28 protein-coding genes and 3 tRNA genes are annotated in these 23,773 nt (G+C 52.0%); 18 read left to right on the forward strand and 13 right to left on the reverse strand.

What is annotated here, in order from left to right; translation table 11 throughout:
* The first annotated feature begins 420 nt into the window (after window positions 1-420).
* Window positions 421-684, forward strand: coding sequence for a hypothetical protein (locus tag SC206_RS17665; protein WP_332739248.1), 264 nt, complete (start codon window positions 421-423; stop codon window positions 682-684).
* Between the two features lie 119 nt (window positions 685-803).
* Here the strand turns inward: SC206_RS17665 and rutG are convergent, their stop codons facing one another.
* The 7 genes from rutG to rutA are packed head-to-tail and all read right to left on the reverse strand — an operon-like array spanning window position 804 to window position 6,471.
* Window positions 804-2,132 carry a pyrimidine utilization transport protein G gene (gene rutG, locus SC206_RS17670; protein WP_332739831.1) on the reverse strand — a complete coding sequence of 443 codons (1,329 nt, stop codon included), beginning with the start codon at window positions 2,130-2,132 and terminating at the stop codon, window positions 804-806.
* Between the two features lie 52 nt (window positions 2,133-2,184).
* On the reverse strand, window positions 2,185-2,724 hold the full coding sequence (gene rutF / locus SC206_RS17675) for an NADH-dependent FMN reductase RutF (protein WP_332739249.1): 540 nt from the start codon (window positions 2,722-2,724) through the stop codon (window positions 2,185-2,187).
* A 19-nt stretch (window positions 2,725-2,743) separates the two neighbouring features.
* The gene (locus tag SC206_RS17680; protein ID WP_332739250.1) at window positions 2,744-3,334 is read right to left on the reverse strand and encodes a malonic semialdehyde reductase; all 591 of its coding nucleotides are present in this window, start codon (window positions 3,332-3,334) and stop codon (window positions 2,744-2,746) included.
* Window positions 3,319-4,158: a pyrimidine utilization protein D gene (gene rutD, locus SC206_RS17685; protein WP_332739833.1), complete on the reverse strand. Its 840-nt coding sequence runs from the start codon at window positions 4,156-4,158 to the stop codon at window positions 3,319-3,321. The genes SC206_RS17680 and rutD overlap by 16 nt, the downstream gene beginning before the upstream one ends.
* A gap of 43 nt (window positions 4,159-4,201) precedes the next feature.
* Window positions 4,202-4,588 (reverse strand): pyrimidine utilization protein C, encoded by a 387-nt coding sequence (gene rutC / locus SC206_RS17690; protein WP_332739251.1) that lies wholly within the window; start codon window positions 4,586-4,588, stop codon window positions 4,202-4,204.
* Window positions 4,589-4,618: 30 nt separating this feature from the next.
* Window positions 4,619-5,374, reverse strand: a complete 756-nt coding sequence (gene rutB / locus SC206_RS17695; protein WP_332739835.1) for a pyrimidine utilization protein B — start codon at window positions 5,372-5,374, stop codon at window positions 4,619-4,621.
* The gene (gene rutA, locus SC206_RS17700) at window positions 5,371-6,471 is read right to left on the reverse strand and encodes a pyrimidine utilization protein A (RefSeq protein WP_332739252.1); all 1,101 of its coding nucleotides are present in this window, start codon (window positions 6,469-6,471) and stop codon (window positions 5,371-5,373) included. Before rutA ends, rutB begins: the two co-directional genes overlap by 4 nt.
* A gap of 261 nt (window positions 6,472-6,732) precedes the next feature.
* Here rutA and rutR point away from each other — a divergent pair, with 261 nt between their 5' ends.
* Window positions 6,733-7,401, forward strand: coding sequence for an HTH-type transcriptional regulator RutR (gene rutR / locus SC206_RS17705; protein ID WP_442976120.1), 669 nt, complete (start codon window positions 6,733-6,735; stop codon window positions 7,399-7,401).
* Window positions 7,402-7,407: 6 nt separating this feature from the next.
* Here rutR and cycA read toward each other — a convergent pair whose 3' ends face one another.
* Window positions 7,408-8,823, reverse strand: a complete 1,416-nt coding sequence (cycA, locus tag SC206_RS17710) for a D-serine/D-alanine/glycine transporter (protein WP_332739254.1) — start codon at window positions 8,821-8,823, stop codon at window positions 7,408-7,410.
* Window positions 8,824-9,216: 393 nt separating this feature from the next.
* Here cycA and leuA point away from each other — a divergent pair, with 393 nt between their 5' ends.
* Window positions 9,217-10,884: a 2-isopropylmalate synthase gene (gene leuA, locus SC206_RS17715; RefSeq protein ID WP_332739255.1), complete on the forward strand. Its 1,668-nt coding sequence runs from the start codon at window positions 9,217-9,219 to the stop codon at window positions 10,882-10,884.
* A 25-nt stretch (window positions 10,885-10,909) separates the two neighbouring features.
* Here the strand turns inward: leuA and SC206_RS17720 are convergent, their stop codons facing one another.
* From SC206_RS17720 to SC206_RS17730, 3 genes are all read right to left on the reverse strand, one after another.
* Entirely contained in the window at window positions 10,910-11,704 is a 795-nt protein-coding gene (locus tag SC206_RS17720) for an AraC family transcriptional regulator (RefSeq protein ID WP_332739256.1), read from the reverse strand.
* 41 nt (window positions 11,705-11,745) lie between these two features.
* Window positions 11,746-11,916, reverse strand: a complete 171-nt coding sequence (locus SC206_RS17725) for a hypothetical protein (protein ID WP_332739257.1) — start codon at window positions 11,914-11,916, stop codon at window positions 11,746-11,748.
* Window positions 11,917-12,082: 166 nt separating this feature from the next.
* Window positions 12,083-12,307, reverse strand: coding sequence for a DUF2594 family protein (locus tag SC206_RS17730; protein WP_332739258.1), 225 nt, complete (start codon window positions 12,305-12,307; stop codon window positions 12,083-12,085).
* A 760-nt stretch (window positions 12,308-13,067) separates the two neighbouring features.
* Here SC206_RS17730 and uvrY point away from each other — a divergent pair.
* From uvrY to SC206_RS17760, 6 genes are all read left to right on the forward strand, one after another.
* Window positions 13,068-13,724 carry a UvrY/SirA/GacA family response regulator transcription factor gene (gene uvrY / locus SC206_RS17735; protein ID WP_332739259.1) on the forward strand — a complete coding sequence of 219 codons (657 nt, stop codon included), beginning with the start codon at window positions 13,068-13,070 and terminating at the stop codon, window positions 13,722-13,724.
* Complete coding sequence (gene uvrC / locus SC206_RS17740; protein ID WP_332739260.1) at window positions 13,717-15,552, forward strand: excinuclease ABC subunit UvrC; 1,836 nt, start codon at window positions 13,717-13,719, stop codon at window positions 15,550-15,552. Before uvrY ends, uvrC begins: the two co-directional genes overlap by 8 nt.
* A 57-nt stretch (window positions 15,553-15,609) precedes the next feature.
* A complete protein-coding gene (pgsA, locus tag SC206_RS17745) occupies window positions 15,610-16,158 on the forward strand; it encodes a CDP-diacylglycerol--glycerol-3-phosphate 3-phosphatidyltransferase (RefSeq protein WP_332739261.1) in 549 nt (182 codons plus the stop codon).
* 147 nt (window positions 16,159-16,305) lie between these two features.
* Window positions 16,306-16,381: transfer RNA gene (locus SC206_RS17750), tRNA-Gly, on the forward strand.
* Between the two features lie 84 nt (window positions 16,382-16,465).
* Window positions 16,466-16,539: transfer RNA gene (locus SC206_RS17755), tRNA-Cys, on the forward strand.
* Between the two features lie 11 nt (window positions 16,540-16,550).
* Window positions 16,551-16,637, forward strand: a tRNA-Leu gene (locus SC206_RS17760).
* 285 nt (window positions 16,638-16,922) lie between these two features.
* Here SC206_RS17760 and SC206_RS22095 read toward each other — a convergent pair.
* Window positions 16,923-17,141 carry a Hok/Gef family protein gene (locus SC206_RS22095; RefSeq protein WP_442976121.1) on the reverse strand — a complete coding sequence of 73 codons (219 nt, stop codon included), beginning with the start codon at window positions 17,139-17,141 and terminating at the stop codon, window positions 16,923-16,925.
* A 342-nt stretch (window positions 17,142-17,483) separates the two neighbouring features.
* On the opposite strand from SC206_RS22095, the gene SC206_RS17765 reads away from it, so the two are divergent.
* From SC206_RS17765 to nadS, 3 genes are all read left to right on the forward strand, one after another.
* The gene (locus SC206_RS17765) at window positions 17,484-17,687 is read left to right on the forward strand and encodes a hypothetical protein (RefSeq protein WP_332739263.1); all 204 of its coding nucleotides are present in this window, start codon (window positions 17,484-17,486) and stop codon (window positions 17,685-17,687) included.
* A gap of 157 nt (window positions 17,688-17,844) precedes the next feature.
* Window positions 17,845-18,120, forward strand: coding sequence for a type II toxin-antitoxin system RelE/ParE family toxin (locus SC206_RS17770; RefSeq protein WP_332739265.1), 276 nt, complete (start codon window positions 17,845-17,847; stop codon window positions 18,118-18,120).
* A gap of 3 nt (window positions 18,121-18,123) precedes the next feature.
* On the forward strand, window positions 18,124-18,417 hold the full coding sequence (gene nadS / locus SC206_RS17775) for a NadS family protein (RefSeq protein ID WP_332739267.1): 294 nt from the start codon (window positions 18,124-18,126) through the stop codon (window positions 18,415-18,417).
* Window positions 18,418-18,489: 72 nt separating this feature from the next.
* On the opposite strand, the gene SC206_RS17780 is transcribed toward nadS, so the two are convergent.
* On the reverse strand, window positions 18,490-19,122 hold the full coding sequence (locus SC206_RS17780) for a LexA family protein (protein WP_332739269.1): 633 nt from the start codon (window positions 19,120-19,122) through the stop codon (window positions 18,490-18,492).
* Window positions 19,123-19,266: 144 nt separating this feature from the next.
* Between SC206_RS17780 and SC206_RS17785 the strand changes: the two genes are divergently transcribed.
* The 6 genes from SC206_RS17785 to SC206_RS17810 all read left to right on the forward strand — a co-directional run bounded on the left by SC206_RS17785 (window position 19,267) and on the right by SC206_RS17810 (window position 23,599).
* On the forward strand, window positions 19,267-20,034 hold the full coding sequence (locus SC206_RS17785) for a helix-turn-helix domain-containing protein (RefSeq protein ID WP_332739271.1): 768 nt from the start codon (window positions 19,267-19,269) through the stop codon (window positions 20,032-20,034).
* Window positions 20,018-20,791, forward strand: coding sequence for an ATP-binding protein (locus tag SC206_RS17790; protein WP_332739272.1), 774 nt, complete (start codon window positions 20,018-20,020; stop codon window positions 20,789-20,791). The genes SC206_RS17785 and SC206_RS17790 overlap by 17 nt, the downstream gene beginning before the upstream one ends.
* Window positions 20,792-20,816: 25 nt before the next feature.
* The gene (locus SC206_RS17795; RefSeq protein WP_332739273.1) at window positions 20,817-21,248 is read left to right on the forward strand and encodes an antiterminator Q family protein; all 432 of its coding nucleotides are present in this window, start codon (window positions 20,817-20,819) and stop codon (window positions 21,246-21,248) included.
* A gap of 182 nt (window positions 21,249-21,430) precedes the next feature.
* Window positions 21,431-21,754, forward strand: coding sequence for an Ig-like domain-containing protein (locus tag SC206_RS17800; protein WP_332739275.1), 324 nt, complete (start codon window positions 21,431-21,433; stop codon window positions 21,752-21,754).
* A gap of 134 nt (window positions 21,755-21,888) precedes the next feature.
* Entirely contained in the window at window positions 21,889-23,097 is a 1,209-nt protein-coding gene (locus SC206_RS17805; RefSeq protein WP_332739277.1) for an Ig-like domain-containing protein, read from the forward strand.
* 109 nt (window positions 23,098-23,206) lie between these two features.
* Entirely contained in the window at window positions 23,207-23,599 is a 393-nt protein-coding gene (locus SC206_RS17810; protein ID WP_332739279.1) for a hypothetical protein, read from the forward strand.
* Window positions 23,600-23,773: the final 174 nt, after the last annotated feature.

The following is a 23,773-nucleotide window of genomic DNA, read 5'->3' on the forward strand; positions in this document are numbered from 1 at the left end:
AGCCGCAGTGAGACTGGATGCTTCATAATGGTAACCCTTCAGATTCTGGAAGTGTCCAGGATCTGGGGTTCAGTGCAAGGCGCATACCCTTTGGAATCCCGCGCCTTTTTTTCCACAGCTGCAACTTGAGGACTACATTCTTATATTTTTCCAGATGCCACCGCGCGTGGCGTAGGTCGCGCGGCTTCGCCATTCCTTCGCTGCGTTCACAAGCCAAAAACGTCTTGCTCATCTTCGCTCAGCGCCGCCCTGATACCGCCAATCACAGCATTTACGGCAAGGGCGGATACTTTTAAGCGGTCAAGGGCCGATCCTTCAACCAAAAATTAATTGTTTGAGCGATCGGCCTTTGACCGCCTAAAAGTTACCGCTTTTTCTTTTTAAGTTTTAATTGGCGGTATCAGGGCGGCGCGGAACGGCGTGAAGAAGACGTTTTTGGCTTCTGAGGGAAGTGACGGGAGCGCGAAGCGCCGCGACCAACGCCACACGTCGGAGTCACTGAAAAGATCTCACTTTTTAGTCCTCAAGTTGCAACTGTGGAAAAAAAGCTCGGATTCCAAAGGCCCGAGCGACTGCGGGCCTTTGGGCGGTCTGCGCCGCCGCGCAGTAAGCGAAGCGCATGCCCTTGAATTTGAATTTAAAGACTTTGAATTTAAAGACTTTGACTTCAAAAAAAGATTTTGACTTAAAAAGAAAAAATTTTTGAGGATTAAAAAGAAAAGAACCAACAATGGGTCGGACGGGTGGACCAACCCATTGTTGGCGTTCATCAAAGTTGATGAGCTAAGGAGAAACTGAGGTCGTCAGTTATCTTTTAATGCAGCATCCGTGCCAACTACGCTAGCTCTTCTGTTTTTAAGTAGCGCATTCAGCAAAATCGCCCCAAACGTTGCCGTACCGATCCCGCCCATCGTAAAGCCACCAAAGGTCAGCGAAAAGTTGCCAGCCCCCAGTACAAGGGTCACCGCGACCATAATCAGGTTACCATTCTGATTTAAATCAACGCTGTTTTGCAGCCAGATACGCGCGCCAGCCACCGCAATCAGTCCGAAAACAACAATCGATGCGCCGCCCAATACCGGGCCCGGAATGGTGTGGATCAATGCACCAAATTTGGGAGAGAAGCCCAACAAGATGGCAACCAGGGCCGCCGCGACAAAAATCAGCGTCGAATAAATTTTAGTGACCGACATTACGCCGATGTTTTCAGCATAGGTAGTCACGCCCGTGCCGCCCGCCGAAGCAGAAAGCATGGTCGCCAACCCGTCGCCCACAAACGCGCGGCCAAGGTACGGGTCAAGATTTTTGCCCGTCATTCCTGCCACCGCTTTGATATGACCAAGGTTTTCGGCAATCAGAATCACGGCCACCGGCGCTATCAATAACATCGCATGGCTATCGAAAACGGGTGTAGTAATGGAGGGCAGACCAAACCAGGCGGCGTTGGCGATGCCGCTAAAATCGATAGGTTTGCCCCAGCCGAGCAGGTTAGTAATGACAAAATAGATAGCGTACGCGGCAATAAGGCCGAGCAGTAACATCAGGCGCTGCACCAAGCCGCGCGTAAATACCGCCACACCGCCGATGCATAACACTGTCGCTACCGCCATCCAACTGTCGAACATCGATGCGGAAACGCTGCCGACCGCAATCGGTGCGAGATTCAACCCGATGGCCATCACAACCGCGCCGGTCACCACGGGCGGCATCAGCGCTTCAATCCAGCGCGTGCCGACCGCCATCACCACGAAACCAATCAGCGTGTAGACCGCGCCGCAGGCAATGATACCGCCCAACGCCAGCGCAATATTCGGATTGGGGCCGTGACCGCTGTAGCCCGTCACCGCGATAACCAGCCCGACGAAAGAGGCGCTGGAACCCAGATAGCTCGGCACCCGGCCGCCAACAATGATGAAAAATAGCAGCGTGCCAATGCCGGACATCAGAATCGACATGTTGGCATCGAATCCCATCAGCAACGGCATTAATACCGTGGCACCAAACATTGCAACCGCGTGCTGCAAACCCATTACAATCGTCGGCCCGAGCGGCAGCCGTTCGTCGGGAGCAATTACCGCGCCTTCAAGACTGCCCGTCCTTTTATGCCACTGAGGAAACCAGCTATTCGCCATCATCTTCTCCACGTCTTGTTGATATCGCTAAGATAAAAAACAGGAAAGGCCCTTATTGGGCCGGTTTTTTCTGACGTATCAGAGGGTGATAGCGTCGGTCAAAATAGACCAATCCGTGGCTCTCATCACTACTTAAAATATCTACTACCTCGCAGAACAGCACGTCGTGACTGCCGACGCTGGTGACCTGACTGACGCGGCAGTCAAACGAGGTTAAGGCGCCGAGCAGGCCGGGCGATCCGCTGGCCATCGGCACCCATTCTGCCGCCGCAAAACGCTCCTCCATCGGCGTTTTTCCGCCAAATAAGTTGGACAACGCTTCATGGCGATCGGAAAGGGTATTCACGCAAAGTACCTGATTTTCGTGGAAAACGGGATAAACCGACGCCGAGCGATTAAGGCACACTAGAAGCGTGGGCGGCGAATCGGTCACGCTGCACACTGCCGAGGCGGTAAAACCTGCTCGTCCGGCTGCGCCATCGGTGGTGATGACGTGAACCGCCGCGCCAAGATGCGCCATCGCGTCGCGAAACGCCTGTTTTTCGATGCCGACAAGTTCTGCCAGCGGAGTCGTGATAATAGGGTTGCTCATGGAATTCTCCGCAGTCAGGTCAGACAATGTTGCAGACCCGATCAAAGTCCAGACGCGGCGCGCGCGGGTAAATTTTGCTGCTGTCGCCGTAGCCGATATTAAGCAGGAAGTTGGCTTTCCAGCCGCTCTCTGCAAGGAAGGTTTCATTGACCTTTTGCACGTCGAAGCCCGACATCGGGCCCGTGTCGAGGCCCAGCGAACGTAGGGCAATGATCAAATAAGCGGCTTGCAAACTTGAGTTGCGAAACGCGGTTTCATGCGCCAGTTCGGGGCTTGACGTAAACCATGACCGGGCGTCGCCGTGCGGGAACAGTTCGGGCAGCAGCTCGTAAAACTCAGGATCGTAAGCCAGAATCGCCGTTACCGGCGCGCTCATTGTTTTCGCTAAATTGCCGCTCGACAGCGCGGGGGCCAACTTTTCTTTCTGTTCGGCGCTGCGAACAAACACGATGCGCAGCGGACAACAGTTGGCCGAGGTCGGCCCCATGCGCGCTAAATCGTAAGCCTGCTTCAGCAGGTCGTCGCTGACGGCTTTGTCCTGCCAGCCATTGTGGGTGCGCGCGTCGGTGAAAAGGGTTGCCAGTGCGCTGGTTATCAAGGCTTCGGCCATGGAGTCTCCGGGAGTAAAGAGGTTTCAGTCGGGTTAAGCGTCTGAGGCGCAAAGCGCAGCAGCCACTCGAGAAGCAGCGAATTAAAGGTTTCGCTGTCGGTCACGCTCATCGCATGGCCGCCGTAACTCATTTGCAGATGTTCGCCGAGCGGCAGGCCGTGCGCCAGCGTGGCCGAACAGTGCCAAGGTACGAGCAAATCATCTTTGCAGCTAAACGCCAGCGTCGGCGTGGTGATATTTTTCAGGCTGTTATCGAGATTCGAGGCCATTAATGCCTGCAGGCGATGCAGCAGGTTTTCTACGCCCTGAAAATGCGCCACCTGATGAGTCTGTTCCTGGCTTAGCAGCGAAGCATTGGCCGAGAGCCATTCCGCCGGATACAAAAAGAGTGGCTGCGCCTGCACGTAAGCCTCGACGCCGCTGTTAAGCAACAAGTTTTGTCGTACTTCAAAGCAGCGACGGGTCTGACTGTCGAGCTTTGTCCAGCCGTTGATTACCACCAGACTGTCGAGCAGCGAAGGGTGGCGCTGCGCCAGATGCAGGCCGATAATCCCGCCAAGCGCGTGGCCAACGAAATGGCAACGCTCAACCTCCAGCATGCCGAGCAGCTCCGCCAGTTCGTCGGCCATATCTTCCATCCGATAACCGGCGGGCACCTTGCCCTTACTGCCGCCGGTGCCGAATTGGTCATAAACCACGACCCGAAAATACTTTTCGAGCATCGCCAGCTGTGGCTGCCAAAAACCGTGTACGCCGCCCAATCCAGATGAGAGCACCACGGTTTGCGCCTCGGGCGAGGTATTGCCTGAAATCTTGTAAAACAGCGCGCTCTTTTTCATGGTTTTCAAGCCTCGGAACGTAACCACATTAATGGCCAACGTGCGCCACGGAGGCGATTTCAATCAGCGCCTCGGGTTTTACCAGTCCGCATTGAATGCAGAATCGCGCCGGTTTTTCACCCGGAAAATACTCGGCATAAACCTGATTCACCGCCGCGTAATTGCTCCAATCCGTAATGAAAATGGAGTTAAAGGTGACGTCATCCATCGTCCCGCCTGCGGTTTCGATCACTTTCTTGATCGTTTCCAAAACGTGACGAGTTTGCGCCGCCGCATCGCCCGGAAAAACCACGTTATTATCTTTATCAAACGGTAACGTGCCTGAGACATAAACGATGCCGTCTGCCTGAGTGCCGGGCACGAATGGGGCGATCGGCACGCCGGTACCTTCTGGAATAATAATGCTCTTTGGCATAGTGCGGTTCCTTGTTAAAAGTACGCCTGATTAGGCCGTCTGGCTCATTTTTTCAGCGGTTTGGGCCACGGTATTGCAGAAACTGTCGACGTTGGAGACCCAGCCGAAGAAGGTTTCGATATTATAAATCGCCGCTTTTTGTGCAAATTCCGGTCCGGCCTGATGGGTCGCGTCTTCCAGCACCACGCTGAAATACTCGAGGAAAAAGCCGTCGCGCAGGGTGGATTCAACGCAAACGTTGGTCGCAATGCCGGTAAACACCAGATGATGAATGCCGTAGCTGCGCAGCAGGCTGTCGAGCTGGGTATTAAAGAAGCCGCTGTAGCGCGGTTTCGGCAGTACGATGTCGCCGGGCTGAGGCTGCAATTCATCAACTAAATCGTAATCCCAATCGCCTTTCGCCAGCAGTTTGCCCATCAACTCAGGACGTTTTCGCATGGTTTTCAGGGCATTGGATTTATGGAAGTTTGGCGAGCCTTCGCCACCCGCTTCGACATACTGATTGTCCCAGCCGTTTTGGAAGAAGATCACTTTAATGCCCGCCGAACGCGCGGCGGCGATGGCGCGTTTAATGTTGGCGATCACCGGACCTGTATGGGAAACGTCGAAACCGGCCAAGTCTAAATACCCGCCCGGTGAGGCGTAGGCGTTTTGCATATCAATGACGATCAGCGCCGTCTGCTGTGGCGAAAAGGCCAGCGATTCGGGGCGAGCAGGCAAAATCACTTCGCTTTCAACCGCGCCCGGAGCACGTCTTACCACGGCGTTTTCTACAATTTTCATTATGCGACCTCTTTTTCGGCAGATATGTCATTCAGGACGTGTTGTCGAGTTTTCATTAACGGCTGGATATATTGACCAAAGTTTTCGATGCCCTGCACAAAGTCGTCGAAGGTCAGCAATACGCCTTCGGTGCCCGGCACGGTGGCGATTTCGTCGAGCATTTTCGCTACGTTGGCGTAAGAGCCGACCAGCGTGCCCATGTTAATGTTGACCGCCGACGTCGGGTCAGCCATTTGGCGAACGTTGGTGTCGGCACCGGATTTAGTGTCTTTGCTGCTTTGATCGGTCAGCCAGGCCAGCGCTTCGCTGTCGGCGCCGGCCTTGTAGGCGTCCCACTTGGCGCGCGCGGCGGCGTCAGACTCGTCGGCAATAACCATAAACAGCACGTAAGAGGCGACGGAGCGCTGTTCGGCGTCGGCGGCGGTTTTCATACGCGCCGCCGTAGGAGAAAAGGCGGTCGGCGTGTTGACGCCTTTGCCGAAGCAGAAGTTGTAATCGGCGTGTTTGGCGGAGAAAGCCATGCCCGCGTCGCTTTGGCCGGCGCAAATGACTTTCATTTCGGCCTGTGGGCGAGGGCTGACGCGGCAGTCATCCATCTTGAAGAATTCGCCTTTCAGGTCGCAATGTCCGGTGCCCCACAGGTCGCGCAGCACGGTGACATATTCGGTCAGATAGTCGTAACGGCGAGAAAAATAGTCATCGCCGGGCCACATGCCCATCTGTTCGTATTCGGGTTTCTGCCAGCCGGTGACCACGTTAACGCCAAAACGGCCGTTGGAGATGGAGTCGATGGTTGCAGCCATGCGCGCGACGATAGCCGGAGGCATGACCAGCGTGGCTGCCGTGGCGTAGAGCTTGATTTTGCTGGTTACCGCCGCCAGTCCCGCCATCAGCGTGAATGACTCCATGTTGTGTTCCCAGAACTCGGTTTTGCCGCCAAATCCGCGCAGTTTGATCATCGACAGCGCAAAATCAAAATTGTAATGCTCGGCCTTCTGCACGATGGTTTTGTTCAGCTCGAAAGTGGGCTGATACTGTGGCGCGGTTTCTGAAATCAACCAGCCGTTGTTACCGATAGGAATAAAGACTCCGATTTTCATGGCACACCTCATCGTTAATTAGGGAATTCACTCATGAGGTATTGCAAACTCGGTGCCACTTTTTAAAAGAATTTTATTATCAATAGGTTAAGTTTATTTTCATGAAAAGTGTGGAGCAAATGGTCCAAAGTGGACCGATTGGTAAAAAATAACTGCACATAAATCAGGCAGCGTTGAACGGAAATGGTGCGGATCGAGCAGGTTTGTTATGCTTTATGAAATCGACCGAAGCGTAATTAATCGAAAAATAACAGAAGAAGGGTGAAACCATTGGCAGCTGAGGGAACGAGCACCAACAAAAAGCCGCCCACCCGCCGTTCGCGGGCCGTGGCAGCAAAACGCAGCAATATTATGGCCGCCGCCCTGGAGTTTTTTTCTTTATATGGGATCCACGGCACCAGTCTCGATCAGGTGGCCGAACGGGCGGACGTCTCTAAAACCAATCTGCTGTACTATTTTCCGTCGAAGGAAGAGCTTTACGTCGCGGTGCTGAGAGATTTGCTGGATATCTGGCTTGAGCCGTTGAAAGCGTTGAGCCCGGAACAGCAGCCAATGGCGGCGATTAAAGAGTATATCTATTTGAAATTGTGCGTCTCGCGGGATCACCCGCAGGCTTCGCGACTGTTTTGTCTTGAGATGCTGCAAGGTGCGCCGCTGCTTAAACAGGTGTTGAGTACCCATCTGAAACAGCTGGTGGAGGAGAAATCGGCCATTATTCATGGCTGGGTAAAAGCGGGGCAAATCGCGCCTATCGAACCTCTGCATCTGCTCTTCATTCTGTGGGCCACGACCCAGCATTACGCCGATTTCGGGGTGCAGATTGAGGCTATCAGCGGGCAAACGCTTGGCGACGACGTGTTCTTTGAACAGGCCGTCGCCAATTTACAGCACATTATCACTCAGGGCATCAGGCCGCAGAGTGAGTCATGACGAGGCTTAGCGCAGACGCGCGTTGGCCGCGATTTTACGGCTGCGCAGCCAGTAACCGATTCCGAGAATGACAAACCACAGCGGCGTGACCATCAGCGCCTGACGCGTATCATCTTGCAGGGTCAGCAGCACCAGCACGAAGGCGAAGAACGCCATGCCGACCCAGCACATCAGAATACCCAGCGGCATTTTATAGTCTGACGCGGCGTGCAGCTGCGGGCGTTTACGGCGATAAACCAGATACGAACAGAGAATAATGGTCCACACGAACATAAACAGAATCGCCGAAACCGTGGTGACCAGCGTAAATACGGTCAGCACGTTCGGGATCAGGTAAATCAGCACCACGCCCGCCAGCAGGCAGATGCAGGAGAAGATCAAACCGTTTGACGGCACCGCGCGTGCAGAAAGCTTACCGAACGCTTTCGGCGCCATGCCTTCCTGCCCCAAACCAAACAGCATGCGGCTGGTCGAGAAAATGCCGCTGTTGGCCGAAGACGCCGCCGATGTCAGCACCACAAAGTTGATAATGCTGGCCGCCGCAGGCAGGCCCGCGAGGACAAACAGCTCGACGAACGGGCTTTTATCCGACGCGACAGAACTCCACGGCGTGACGCACATAATGGCAATCAGCGCGAAAACGTAGAACATGATAATGCGCAGCGGAATGGCGTTAATGGCGCGCGGCAGGGATTTTTTAGGATCCTTGGTTTCCGCCGCCGTAGTGCCCACCAGCTCGATGCCGACAAAGGCAAAAATCGCAATCTGGAAGCCGGCAAAGAAGCCGCTGATGCCTTTCGGGAAGAATCCGCCGTTATCCCAGAGGTTGCTGAACGCCGCGACAGAACCGGTCGGCGTTTGATAGTGCATTAACACCATCACCAAACCGGTGATGATTAACCCGACGATCGCGACAATCTTGATCATCGCGAACCAGAATTCGGTTTCACCAAACATTTTGACGGTGGCGAGATTCAGCGCGAACAGGATCAGCACGAAAATCAGCGAGGCGACCCATTGCGACAGGCCGGGGAACCAGAATTGGGCGTAAGAGGTGACGGCGACCACGTCGGCAATGCCGGTCACTACCCAGCAAAACCAGTAGGTCCAGCCGGTGAAATATCCAGCCCACGGACCGAGCAGGTCGGCGGCAAAATCGCTGAAAGATTTGTATTCCAGGTTGGAGAGCAGCAGTTCGCCCATCGCTCGCATCACGAAAAACAGCATGAAGCCGATGATCATATAAACGAAGATGATGGAAGGACCGGCGAGGCTGATGGTTTTACCCGAGCCCATAAACAGGCCCGTGCCGATGGCGCCGCCGATGGCAATCAGCTGAATGTGCCGGTTGCTAAGATTTCTGCGCAGATGCTCGGGCGTCTCTCCCTCGTTCTGCACGATAATATCTGAGTCTTGTTGCATGATTTTTGTCTTCCTGTCAGGTATGGAATAAGCGCTCTATCCGGCACTCTTCTCAAAATTTTTAAGATAGTTATTAATGCATTATTGGTTTTAAACGCCACGTGAGGATGTACGGCAGTCGGGCGTTGAGCCACATCATAATGTTAAATTCCGGCTCATTATAACGTCGTAGAAAAATAATCTAACAGCAATTGTACCTTTATTTTTACACTCTCAACTCATCTGTACAATGTGCAGGCTTAGCAACCGTTTACCTTGAATTTGTCCGTTACGCGAGGGTGAATGTCGTTTAACGAGGCGCGGGGAATTGCACATTCGTTCATACTGACTTTATTAACGAAGTGACCGCCTCATCATGGGGTCACACTTATAAAGAAAGGAATGGAGAAAACTATGTTAGCCGACCCGTCGCAGAAATATGTTGCTTTCCCACCGGTCAACTTGCCCGATCGCCAATGGCCGGGCAAAACCCTTGATAAGGTGCCGCAGTGGTGTTCCAGCGATCTCCGGGACGGTAACCAGTCGCTCGCCGAGCCGATGGACAATCAGCGCAAGCGCCTGTTCTTCGACCTGCTGCTGCGCTGCGGCTTCAAGCAAATCGAGGTGGCTTTCCCTTCGGCTTCCCAAACCGATTTTGACTTCGTTCGCGGCTTGATTAACGACAAGGCAATCCCGGAAGATGTGGCGATTCAGGTGCTTACGCCGTCACGCAGTGATTTGATCGAGCGTACTTTCGAGGCGTTGATCGACGTGCCGCGCGCCATCGTCCATTTATATAACGCGACCTCGCCGATTTTCCGCGACGTGGTGTTTAATCAAGACAAGGCCGCCACGCTGGAGTTGGCCGTGCGCGGCGCGAAACAGATTCGTCAGCTGTGCGAAAAATATCCGCAGACAAAATGGACCTTCGAATACTCGCCGGAAACCTTCTGCTTTACCGAGCTGGAATTCTCGCTCGAGGTGTGTGAGGCCGTCGCGGCCGTGTGGGAACCTTGTGCCGAGCGCCCGATGATCCTCAACCTGCCCGCTACCGTAGAAGTCAGCACGCCAAATATTTATGCTGACCAGATTGAGTGGTTCTGCCGTCATTTCAGCCGCCGCGAATTGGTCTCTATTAGCGTGCATCCGCACAACGACCGTGGAACCGGCGTGGCCTGTGCCGAGTTAGCGATGCTGGCGGGTGCCGATCGCGTGGAAGGCTGCCTGTTTGGTAACGGCGAACGTACTGGTAACGTCGATTTAGTGACGCTGGCGCTGAACTTCTATACTCAGGGCATCTCGCCGGGTCTGGATTTCAGCGACCTTAAAGGTATCGTCGAAATCGTTGAGCAGTGTAACCAGCTGCCCGTGCATCCGCGCCATCCGTATGCGGGCGAGCTGGTGTTTACCGCGTTTTCAGGATCACATCAGGACGCCATTAAAAAAGGCTTCGCGGCCCAGAAACAGCGCGAAGATAAACATTGGCAGGTGCCTTATCTGCCGCTGGACCCGGCCGACGTGGGCTGTAGCTATGAGGCGGTGATTCGCGTCAACAGTCAGTCGGGCAAAAGTGGTGCTGCCTGGCTGCTTGAGCAAAATCATGGGCTTAAGCTGCCGCGCGGGCTGCAAATCGAATTCAGCAAGGCCGTGCAGAAGCAGACCGACACCAGCGGCAAAGAGATGGGCACCAGCGACATGTGGCGTCTGTTCCGTCAGCGCTACGGCTTGGTGGATCAACCCGCAATGAAGCTGCTGAGCTACGATATTCGCAGCGATGCCAGCAATCAGCGCCATTTCAGCGCCAAGGTTAACTATCAGGGGCAGGAGATGACGTTGACCGGCAGCGGCAACGGATTGCTCTCCTCGGCGGTCGACGCATTGCATCGTCAGTTTGATTTGATGCTGGAAATTGGCGATTACGACGAGCACACGTTGGGACATCAGAGCCACAGCCGCGCGGTAGCGTATGTAAGCTGTCAGCGTCCGCAGGGTGAAAGAGTTTACGGCGTCGGCATTGATAGCGACGTCTCCAGCGCCTCGCTTCAGGCTCTGTTTAACGCCAGCGCGCAGTTATTAGGCTAGCAGGTCATCACGTCAGTCGGCTTATCTAGTCGACTGATAACGCACTACTTTCTGCCGTACGCGCGGCAGAGTTGAAATACTCGCTGGGTGGCACGCCCAGCGTTCTGCGAAACATGGCGCTGAACGCGCTGGGGCTGTCGTAACCCAGTTCCAGCGCGACATCCAGCACCGATTGCCCCAACGCGAGGGCATTCATCGCCGCAAGAATTTTTGCTCGCCTCACCCAATCACTAAAGCGTAATCCTGTCTCACGTTGAAAACGTCGCGACAGCGTACGACCGCTGATTCCCAAGCCCAGCGCAATTTCTTCGAGCTCCCACGCCGCCGACAGGTCGCCCTGAATTTGCAGACACAGCGCCAGCAGCTGCGGGTCGAGAGGTTCGGGAAGATGAAGCGGAAGGATAGGCAACAGGCGCAGCTCATCCAAAATCAGTTCGATAATTCGTTCGTCGCGTCCGCCTGCGGCATAATTTGCAGGCACGTTAAACGACGCAAGGATCAGCTCGCGCAACAGTGGGGAAATTTGTACCACCTGACATTCGGCGGGAAGATCGGCGCGCGCCAGAGAATCGACAAACAGGGTTCGCGCCTGCACGCCGCCGATAAAACGCAGAGTATGTTGCACGTGCGCGGGCAGCCACACGCCGCGGCCGGGCGGCACCATCCACTCTCCGTGGCGGGTCGTGACCTGAATGACACCCGAAAGCGCATGAATCAGCTGAGAGCAGCCGTGACTATGCGAAGGCTCACAATCGCCGTGTTGATAGTCGACGGCGACGGCCGCAATCGATTGATTTTCAGCTAAAAAAGGGTCCTGCATAGCGGCATTGAATTCCAGATATCAAACAGACAGTAAACCTATCACGGCTGAGGATGTTTTTTTGCGTATTCCGCCGCTTCACGCGCTTCTTCGGCCAGCCGGTTCAGCTCTTCCTCGGTCAGCTGCTCGGCCACTTTATGCATCTCTGCAAGGCCGTCACTGACATGAACATCATCGGCTTTCGTCTTATTGTCGCCCTGTTTTTCACTCATGAGAAGACTCCTGTTTAAGTAAGTTGGCTTGGTCAGCCCTTTTTTTTAATTTTAGCAGAGTTCAACCGAAGGGCAGAGGCGCGGGATCGCAGCGTCGATAATGGGCAAATAGAGGCAAAAAAAGAGAGCCATCAGAGGCTCTCTTATTCACTTTATCAGGCGTCGATTACTGACGGTAAGCAAATTTAATTTGCTGCAACGCGCTGTTGAAGACTTCCGCCTGCTGCGGGTCTTCGAGCTGGGAGATAAATTTCTCCAGATTAAGCACCACTTTACCGGCATCGGCCTGACCCATCGCTTTGAGCATAAAGGTAACGGTCGCTTTCAGGCAGGCAACTTCGGTTGCCAACGTTTCAACATTGGCCTGAGTAGTAAAATCACACGTGCTCATTATCTCTCCTTAAAACTGACAGCCCGTTCGGCTTCAGGTAGTGCGTTCAATATTTTACAACGTGTTAAGTAACACGTTGCTGAAAAGGTGCCGCCATACTATCACATTCAATTTAAAGAGAAGCACATTCGCTTTAAAGGCAGGAGAGAGCCGAAAGCGAGGCGAGCAGCAACGACTGTTCTCTTGTCGATCAAAAGGTGTTTTTGGTGAATTTACTTAAATCGACTTAACAAGGTGATTAAAAGATAAAAATAATTCTGCATGCGCTTGAGTTTTTTTCAGAAGAAAACTAAGTGGGCTAAAAAGCATTAAAAAATAATCTGAACCTATATTTGCAATATACCTTTCATCATGGCTGATGTTATTTTGTACGTTAACAAGCAAACATTGATTTAAATCATATTTTTGCCGATTAAAAAAGGGCGGGGTGACATTGGGTTTGATTTTATCCTATGATTTTTAATGGTTTTTTGTAAAATGGCTTTTGCGTTGCAATACAGTTTGGAATTTAACTTTTACATTATATTTGAGTAAGTTTCTACAATCAGGACTTGGTGAATTTCTTGAAAATGCAGTAAAATGCGCGTGTTTCTTACTTTAACAATAGCCTTAACGACAGCCTTAACTTTAGTTCAATCTTAACTACAGATCAGTCTTAACTACAGATCAGTCTTAACTACAGCTTGGCTACTTTTATTTTGTCTCCGCTGTCTAATGAAAAATATGACCGGGTGACGTTTTTATTGTTGGAGAGTTCTCTTTGATTAGCGTTCTTCTTGTAGATGACCACGAACTGGTGCGCGCAGGGATTCGACGCATTTTAGAGGATGCCAAAGGCATCAAAGTTGTTGATGAAGTGAATTGCGGAGAAGACGCCGTTAAATGGTGCCGCAATACGCCCGTCGACATTGTACTGATGGACATGAGCATGCCCGGCATTGGCGGTCTCGAAGCAACGAAGAAAATCGTGCGTTTCTGCCCTGATGTTAAAATCATTATGCTGACGATTTATACCGAGAATCCGCTGCCCGCCAAAGTGATGCAGGCCGGCGCGTCGGGCTATCTCAGCAAGGGCGCCGCGCCGCAGGAAGTGATTAACGCGATAAGGCTGGTGGATTCCGGGCAGCGTTATATCGCCTCCGACATTGCGCAGCAGATGGCGCTTAGCCAGCTCGAGCCACAGTCTGATTCGCCGTTCGACAGTCTCTCTGAGCGCGAACTGCAAATCATGCTGATGATTACCAAAGGACAAAAGGTTAACGAGATTTCCGAACAGCTCAACCTGAGTCCGAAAACGGTTAACAGTTACCGTTATAGAATGTTTACTAAACTAAATATCAATGGTGATGTAGAATTGACCCATCTGGCAATACGCCACGGGCTTTTCAACTCGGAGACATTATCTGGTAGTGAGTAATGAACGTTTTGATCCGCAGGCCTTTTTAAAAACGGTCACCAGCCAACCCGGCGTCTATAGAATGTACGACGTCACCGGGACGGTCATTTACGTCGGTAAAGCCAAAGATCTCAAAAAAAGGCTTTCCAGTTATTTTCGTGTCCAGGTCTCGAGCCGCAAGACCGAGACGCTGGTCAAAAACATCGATCAGATAGACGTGACGGTTACCCACACCGAAACCGAAGCGCTGCTGCTCGAGCATAATTACATCAAGCTGTATCAGCCGCGATACAACGTGCTGCTGCGTGATGACAAATCTTATCCGCTGATTTTCCTGAGTGCCGACAATCATCCACGACTGTCGGTTCACCGCGGTGCCAAGCACGCGAAAGGCGAATATTTCGGGCCTTTCCCGAACTCCTACGCCGTGCGCGAGACGCTGGCGCTGCTGCAAAAACTGTTTCCAATTCGTCAATGCGAAAACAGCGTTTACCGCAACCGTTCCCGTCCTTGCCTCCAATATCAAATTGGGCGCTGTCTCGGCCCCTGCGTGAAAGGGCTGGTGAGCGAAGATGAATATAAACAGCAGGTTGACTATGTGCGCCTGTTCCTCGCCGGTAAAGATCAGCAAGTGCTCACGCAACTGATTGAACGCATGGAAGATGCCAGCAAGAATCTGCGCTTCGAAGAGGCGGGCCGCGTGCGCGACCAGATTCAGGCGGTGCGTCGGGTCACAGAAAAACAGTTTGTTTCCGGAAACAGCGAAGACCTCGACGTTATCGGCGTTGCCTTCGAATCCGGCATGGCCTGTTTGCACGTGCTGTTTATTCGTCAGGGCAAAGTGTTGGGCAGTCGCAGCTACTATCCGAAAGTGCCGGGCGGTACCGATATGTCGGAAGTGGTGCAAACCTTTGTTGGCCAGTTTTATCTGCAAGGCAGCCAAATGCGTACCTTGCCGGGCGAGATTCTGCTCGACTTCAGCCTGCCTGAAAAAGATATCCTCGCCGAATCGCTGAGCGAAATGGCGGGGCGCAAAGTCAATATTCAGAGCAAGCCGCGCGGTGACCGAGCGCGCTACCTGAAACTTGCCCGCACCAACGCCACTACGGCGCTGACGACGCGCCTCTCCGAACGCTCGACCATCCACCAGCGTTTGCTCGAATTGACCAAGACGTTGAATCTTGCCGAGATAAATCGGATGGAATGTTTCGATATCAGCCATACTATGGGCGAGCAAACCGTGGCTTCCTGCGTAGTGTTTGACGCAAATGGTCCGGTGCGCGCCGAATATCGTCGCTATAATATCACGGGCATTACGCCGGGCGATGATTACGCGGCGATGGCGCAAGTGTTGACGCGTCGTTATGGTAAAGCTATCGAAGAGGCTAAAATCCCCGACGTTATCTTTATTGATGGCGGTAAAGGCCAGCTCGGCATGGCAATCGACGTGTTTGCCAGTCTCGACGTGACGTGGGATAAATCGAAACCGCTGCTGATTGGTATTGCGAAAGGTGCGGATCGTAAAGCGGGTCTTGAAACGCTGTTCTTCAAGGCGGAAGGCGAGGGGATTGCGCTGCCTTCAGATTCGCCGGCGCTGCACGTTATCCAGCATATTCGTGATGAATCACATAATCACGCCATTACCGGACATCGCAAGAAACGCGCGAAAGTCAGAAATACCAGTGCGCTTGAAGAGATTGAAGGCGTAGGCCCGAAAAGACGTCAGGTTCTGCTTAAGTACATGGGAGGTATTCAGCCATTGCTGAATGCCAGCGCAGAGGAAATTGCAAAAGTGCCGGGTATTTCACACGCATTGGCAGAAAAAATCCATAATGCGTTGAAACACTAGGTTCATTGTAGCAACATACTCATAATATCTACATCGGACAGATAGTTACCTACGCACATGCAATTTAATATACCGACGTGCCTTACCCTGTTTCGCGTTGCTTTGATCCCATTCTTCGTATTGGCATTTTATTTGCCCTACGTGTGGGCTCCTACCGCATGCGCCTTAATCTTCGTTGTTGCGGCCATTACCGACTGGTTTGATGGTTATCTGGCTCGACGCTGGAAGCAAACCACCCGATTTGGCGCATTCCTTGATCCCGTCGCCGACAAAGTGCTGGTGGCGATTGCGTTGGTGCTGGTGGCCGAATACTTCCACGCCTGGTGGATAACGCTGCCTGCGGCGACCATGATTGCGCGTGAAATTATTATTTCTGCGCTCAGAGAGTGGATGGCCGAGATTGGCAAACGCAGCAGCGTGGCGGTGTCGTGGATTGGTAAAGTTAAAACGATGGCGCAGATGCTGTCGCTGGTGGCGCTGCTTTGGCGTCCCGATGACATTGCTGTCGGCGTTGGCGTGATTGCGCTGTACATCGCAGCGGTGCTGACTTTCTGGTCAATGTTCCAATATTTGTTCGCTGCGCGTAATGATTTGCTGGAACCTTGATCGAACTGATTTAAAAAACGGCAATCGATCGCGATGAGTAGATAATTTTATTGACTCATCGCGTCAGCCAAGTAGAATGCAACGCATCGGAAGGCAGTGAGTCACTGACTTGAAGATAAGTTGTAAAATCAGTAAGTTCTGATTAATGCGGGAATAGCTCAGTTGGTAGAGCACGACCTTGCCAAGGTCGGGGTCGCGAGTTCGAGTCTCGTTTCCCGCTCCAAATATCGCTATATAGAACAAGTTTCTGTATAACAGTAGTTTAGTGAAGAATTAGAAGTTAAAAAATTAGAAAGTAAAGAATTACGGCGCGTTAACAAAGCGGTTATGTAGCGGATTGCAAATCCGCCTAGTCCGGTTCGACTCCGGAACGCGCCTCCAATTTTCCCGGAGCCCGGGTGGTGGAATCGGTAGACACAAGGGATTTAAAATCCCTCGGCGTTCGCGCTGTACGAGTTCAAGTCTCGTCCCGGGTACCATGGAAAATTACTGAATAATCAAAAGCAATATAGTAGTAATGTCGTTATGCCACCTTCGGGTGGTTTTTTTGTTTTTGGGGTTTTCATAACATCATTTCATAACAAGAAAAAAGCCAGCCCGAAGGCTGGCCGTTACGACATAACTGTAATCAATAGAACCATAATAAATAGAACCGTAATAAATAGAACTGCAAAAAATAGCATTGTAAGAAAAAACGGGCGCTTTTGGATCTCAGTCTACAAACGTCCAACGGACGGGAGCGAACTCCCGCCTGTTAGGTTGCACTACCTCACGGATTCACAGATCGATGATGCAGATACCTCTATCCCTCCGAGTTTTACCTTGATTTCACAAAGCGTGTCTCCTTTCATCCACGTGAACGTTAAAACACTCAAACAGAATAAAGCGACTATCACTACAGTTGTTATAGATGGGTACCGCATAACGACCTCCTTTTCCTTGCTTTTCAGCATGTGAGGCGTTACCTTTACGTTTCTGGACATAAGGGACGCCTCGAGTTGATTAACATCATTTCGGGGCTTTTCTCTTTCTATCCCTTACAAAAATTTCTTCATGCTCAGGACAGAAAGATCCTAAGCACCCGCGCGAAGTGTACCAGCCTTTTTCCTACCTCGATCAAATAATAATATTAAAAATCAATCATTTAATATTTTTAAACTTCCTTTATAGACAAAATAAATGCGATTTTTTTTCTTAAGGAATGACTCCTTTTAAATCAACGAATACTAATGTGTTAGCGTGTTGTGGTCATATAAAAGGACGATAAAAATAGTTAGGGGCCATCATGAACTAAACTTACTGTTCATGAAAAAAAGGAGTTCACTATGGCCGAGCATGATCCTAATGAAAAACGCAGAAAAGTAGGTGATGTCAGTAAAAGTTTGCCAGAAGCGGCGCCGGATGCTGTAAATCCCTATGAAGAAGATGATCTGGCAACCCATCCCGAGCATTCAACGGAGCGCAAAGTTAAAGAAGCGCAGAAAAAGAAAGAACATCCCTCGCATTCCGATATTAAAAAACCTGATTAAATTGCAAAAACCGCCAGCTGAGAGTTTTTACAGTTGGCGCTGCAATCGTTCCGAGGTACGCCATTGACTCCCTCTCAGCCTATGCTATCCTTAATTATCTATACGCCACTGACGCATAATAATGCTCTTTATTGAAACACCGATTTTCACATAGGACGTGTTGGCTTTACTCAACGACGATGAGTATCGAAAGTTTCAACAATATCTTGCCGATAACCCTCTAATTGGCGATGTTATCCCAGATACCGGGGGTCTGCGAAAAATCCGCTGGGCAGCCGGAGGCAAAGGAAAGAGTGGTGGTGTCAGAATTATTTATTACTATTTACTGTCAGATTTGCAAATTCGCCTTTTGCTAATTTATAAAAAGGGCATCAAAGACGATCTTAGCCAGCAGGAGAAAAAAATTCTGCGTGGTTTAAACGAGAGGTGGTGATCGATGGACGCTAAGCTTTTTGAGCGTTTGAAAGATAGCATGGAACAAATGACTGAAATTGTTGATGGTGAACGTACGCCTTCACGAGAGTTTCAAGTTAATGCCGTGCAGGTTAAAAATATTAGGCAGGCGACAGGATTATCACAATCTGGCTTTGCTCAGTTAATCTCAGTCAGCGTTGGAACACTGAAGAATTGGGAGCAGGGGCGTCGTGAACCCACCGGTCCGGCAAAAGCTTTGTTAAAAGCGATTGAGCGCGATCCTGTACATGTTCTCTCTGCTTTATCGTCAAAATAACTATCAATGTCACCAGCAAAAAGGGAGTGAAGCTTAGTGCTGTACTCCCTAATACACTGCCAAATTAACCCATCAAATCTCGTACTGCACGCCGCGCACGACGCCGATGATTTCGCAGTTGCCGTTAATCGGGATATTGGCGTAGCGCGGATTGAGTGGCACCAAGTATTTGTTGGGGCCATCGATCACCAGTTTTTTCATCGTCGCTTCGCTGGTTCCGGCGATGCGTGCTACCACGATTTTGCCGTGTGTCGCCTCCATGTGCGGGTCAATGATGACGGTTGCGCCCTCGGGAATGCTTGGCAGCCCCGAAGGATTGGTCATCGAATCACCGCGCACGGTTAGCGCAAAAGCATCTGAAGACACGCGTAGCCCGGTTTCCATCCAATATTCTGCTCTCTCAAAAAGTTCGCTCGATTCTGACTCCGTGAACACACCAGCCTGTACCCAGGAAAGAATCGGGATCTTCCTGACACTGGTCACCAGCGGTTGCAGTCCTGCAAAATCAGTTCCATAAAGAATATAAGCTTCTGATGTATTGAAGTATTTTGCAAGCTTTAACAGTGACTCAGCTTTGGGAACGTTTAAATCCTTCTCCCAATATCCTACCGTGACATCCGACACGCCGCAGTATTCACCGAGCGCTTTTTGCGTTGTCTTGGTGACTCTGCGAAGTCTTTTTAATCGCGCTCCTACTGATTCCATAATCCGCTCTCACTCTTTGCTCTTAAAAAATTAACTAAGTTATCTTAGTTTTATTTGATCAAACTTAACCTTGGATATACTATCTAACTTAACTTAGATTGTGAAGTGCAGCTTAACTAAAACGGATGAAAGGGGAGGCACAGAATGAGTATGACCCTGATGGCGAAGGCAATGGGCATCAAAGTAGGCAGTCATTTGCGTAAACTGGTGCTGATTAAGTTGGCCGACAATGCCAACGATAAGGGCGAATGTTGGCCGTCTTATCAACACGTTGCCGATCAATGCGAATGCAGCAAGAGCGCGGTAAAAAATCATATCGCCGCGCTGGTCGCTCTCGGCCTGTTAGTAAAAGAAAATCGCCTCGGGGTCAACAATGGTAAGGGAAATACTTCAAATCTCTACTGTTTAACCCTCTCCAGCCCTATGTCAGCAGAAGGTCCAGCCCCTGAGGTATTATCCCACTCGGGCATGGCATCCCATCACTCAGTTGTGGCACCGCCTGACTCATCCCCTGTGGCAGCAGATGACACCAGATCCAGTCACTCTCCTGAATCCATCAAAGATCCTTTAACTGCCGCGCCTCATGCAATCAGCAAAAGGCGGGCAGCGGAGAGGCCAGTAACTTTTGCGCCATCACCCAAACATCAAACACTTGCCGCTGAACTTAGCGTGGATCTGACCGCCGAGTTTGCGATCTTTTGTGATTACCATCAGGCAAAAGGATCGACTTTCAAGGATTGGAACGCGGCGCTGAATACCTGGCTGCGCAACGCCGCAAAATTTAATTCTCAAAAGAATCAGCGGACTGCACCTTCGCGAGCGTTAACTCAGGCCAGCGGCGACATCCCGGCGGGGTTTAATCGCCATCTGCCAGCACGACAGCAGGGAGAAGAAGATGATGAGCTTATCTAAATCTGCCGACGTATTGGCGCGATTTCTGGCACTGAAACCGGCGCACGTCGAGGCACATTGCAAGACCAGTCAGGAACTGATGGCGTGGCAGCAGGAAGAGGGCAAGAAAGTGGCAAAACGGGTAACAGATCTCAATCGCATGGCGCGGCTCGAAAGAGTGTTGGGCCGCTCGGGGATCCAGCCCCTGCATCAGGACTGCGGCTTTCGCAATTATCTGGCCGAGACGGAAGAGCAGCAACAGGCGCTGGCAATGGCGCAAGCCTACTATCTTAATTTCGGCCAAAACGTCACTGAAAACGGCAGTCAAAGTCATGGCGGCTTTATTTTCTCGGGACATGTTGGTACTGGAAAAAATCATCTGGCGACGGCGATTGTCAGAAATCTGATCAAAGACAACAAGGTCGCGGCGATTATTACGGTGGCCGAGCTGTGTCAGAAGTTTCGTGCCAGCTATGAAAAGAACAGTCCGGTGAAAGAGGCGACGCTGCTTAAAGATCTCTGCCAGCTCGACCTGCTGGTGCTGGATGAAGTGGGCGTGCAAAAGAGCAGTCACAATGACTTTGAAATCAATCTGTTGAGCCAGATTATCGACCGGCGTCAGTTGCAGTTAAAACCGACGGGAATGCTGACCAACTTGAACTATGACCAGCTGCTCGCGCTGCTGGGCGACAGGATTATGGATAGGCAGGTCAACGGCGGGTTGTGGATCCCGTTTACCTGGCAAAGTTACCGCAGCCGCAAGGGCGGCAGGGCATGAAAAAGCGACCAATGGAGGAAAACTTATGAGAGATATAGCACAAGTTTTAGCGCGCTGGGGCGGTTGGGCGGCGGCGGATCACAGCCATCTCGACTGGCAAAAAACGGCCGCCGGATTTCGGGGATTACTGCCTCAGACCAGCAAATCGCGCGTCTCCTGCTGCGATGATGACGGCCTGCTTATCGACGGCTGCGTGACGCGGTTGAAAAATCTCAAGCCGGAAGAGTATCAGCTGCTGGTGCTGCATTACGTCATGAATCAGCCCAAGCGCGCCATTGCCCGCGCGGTGAAAAAGGATGAAAAGTTGGTGCGGATCACTCTGCAACTGGCGGAAGGCTTTGTAGAAGGGTGCCTGTCGATGCTCGACGTGAAGCTGGATATGGACCCAATAGTAGAAATTTATCGCGAACCGAAAAAAGTGCTCACGCGGTCCGCAAAAAGCCGTCTACTCTATTAAAACTGGTTACTGAGTCACGTAGCCACACCTTGCAGCACTCCCTGCAAGACCTCATAAAAAAACCTCGCTTCGGCGGGGTTTTTGCGTTTTTAAGGGGAATTCAGGGAGCGTGAGGCAAGGGCACTGGTTGGCTTCTATTAATTTTAACGTAATGAATCTTACGCAATGAAAAGGAAACGCCCATGAACACCATCAGCTTTGAATCTCTCTCAGGTACGCAAATGGCCGGCCCTAACGGCACGCCGGTTCAGGTCGCCATAAAAGTTGTCGATGCTACTGGCGCAGCGGTAGCGGATCAGGCCGTGACCTTCGCGGTAGATAACGACGCCACGCTGGATATTCTCGAAAATCCGCTGCTCACCGATGCGGCCGGTGAGGCGTTGGTCACGTTGTTCAGCAATACGGTAGGCGATGCAACACTGACCGCCACGCTTGCCGACGGCACCAGCGCCTCGACGGTGGTGAGCTTCGTTTCAAAAGATTATCTCCTGAGTCTGGGTCAATAGACGCGTCGAATTTGGACTCGGTTTTTACTCGATAGACCCGCTAAGGCGGGTTTTTTCGTTTCAGGGCCACGCAGGCGGCCTTTTCTACACCAATCCCTTTATCGTTATTTTTATTTCAATTTGAGGAACACATTATGTACACCATTAGCTTTAACACGATTGATGACCATCAGCTGGCTGGCGCGAGTGGCGGCGCAGATACCGTAGAAGTCACCGTGCTGGATGCCAGTGGCAATCCGGCTGTCGGCCAGGTGGTGACTTTTAATGCCAATAACGGCTCCACTTTTTTGACCAATCCGCTGACTACCAACTCCAGCGGTCAGGTCACCGTTTCGGTGTCGTGCGATCTCGCGGGTGACGTCACGCTTATCGCCACGCTGGCCGATAATACGACGGCGTCCACCATTATCAGTTTCGACAGTGATGCGACCGACCCGGGCAGCGATCCGGTCCCGCCGTTAAGCATTTCGTTTACCGCGATGACCAGCAACCAGCTGGCAGGCAGTACCGCAGATATCGTGCTGGTTTCCGTTGTTGACTCGACGGGAGCCGTTGCCGCTAATCAGGCGATCACCTGGAGTGTCGATACGGGTGCGACTTTCCCGACCACGCCGAATCCTTCTTATACCAACAGTTCGGGCGAAGCGACGGTGTATGTGTTCAGCGATGTGGCGGGTGACGTCACGCTGACCGCGACGCTTGCAGATGGCACCACCGCGTCCACCGTGGTGACGTTTATCGACAAGCCCGACACGCCGCCGGTGACCGATCCGGTACTGCCGCTGAGCATCAGCCTCACGCCGCTTATCGACAATCAGCTAGCGGGCGGCACGGCTGACGTGGTGATTGCCAAGGTGGTAGATGCCTCGGGCGCGGCGATTTCCGGCCAGAGCGTGACCTTTAGCGTCGACAGCGGAGCAACCTTCCCGACGACGCCAAATCCGTCGACAACCGACAGTCTCGGTGAAGCCACCGTCTACATCTTTAGTACTTCGGTGGCGGACGTCACGCTGACCGCCGCGCTGAGCGACGGCACGTCCGCTTCGCTGGTGGTGACTTTTACCTCGCAGGATGAACAGGAAAGCGCCGAGCTCGAGGCCTTTAAAGCCGACGTTGTCACCTTTACCGATTATGTGCAGCAGCAGCTGGATACGGTAGGGAAAAACGTGGGTTCGGCGCTGTCGCAGCTTTCGGCCTCGGTGGTCGCCAGTGATTTGGCCACCGCCGTGTCGAACTTCGCGACGGACGATCAGACCTTTAACGATTACGTCGCCTCGGCTTACGCCACGATGATCCAAAACGTTGACGCGGCCTATACGCAGTTAAAGCAGAAGTATCAATAACCTGCACGCCTTTATCTCAATCTGAAGTCTCCCGGGCCGCTTTTGTTTCTGATTGCTATTTGCTTGTCATGAATGAAGGCGGCTCAACACAACCCAAGAGGAAATTACCATGAGCCTGCTAACTCTCGCTTCACTCGCGGCTAACGCCGCTGTTTCATCCGATGCTGCTGTTTCATCTGTCGATGCCGCTACTGTCGATGCTGCTGCTGTTGATAACAACAGCTCGGCAGTGCCAGTCGATGCCGCCGCCGCCCGCGTGGCGGCAACCTCGGCTTTGGTTTCTGACAGTACGTCGGCGGACAGTTCTTCGGCGGACAGTACGTCGTCAGCCGCGACCGTCGACAGTACCGACGCCAGCGCAGTATCTGACGTGGCGACGTCGGCGCTGTCAGACTTCAAATCTCAGGCCCAGCTGTTCTCGGGATTTGTCGAGCAGGGGCTCGAAATCCTCGGTCAGGCCGCGGAAGAAGAGCTGGTTTCGCTGATTAAAAAGTATTTGTAACGCAGTCGGAAAATAATTGAAAAAGAGGCTCACGCGGTCCGCAATTTACCGCGTAGTCTTATAGAGTGGTTACTGAGTCACGTAGCCCATCCCAATAAAAACCTCGCTTCGGCGGGGTTTTTTCGTTTTCTGACCTCCTGTTTTACTTTCCTGGACGGCTGCGGCAGTCCTTAT

The sequence above is a fragment of the Rouxiella sp. T17 genome (genome assembly GCF_036663475.1).
In the GTDB taxonomy this organism is placed as follows: Bacteria; Pseudomonadota; Gammaproteobacteria; order Enterobacterales; family Enterobacteriaceae; genus Rouxiella.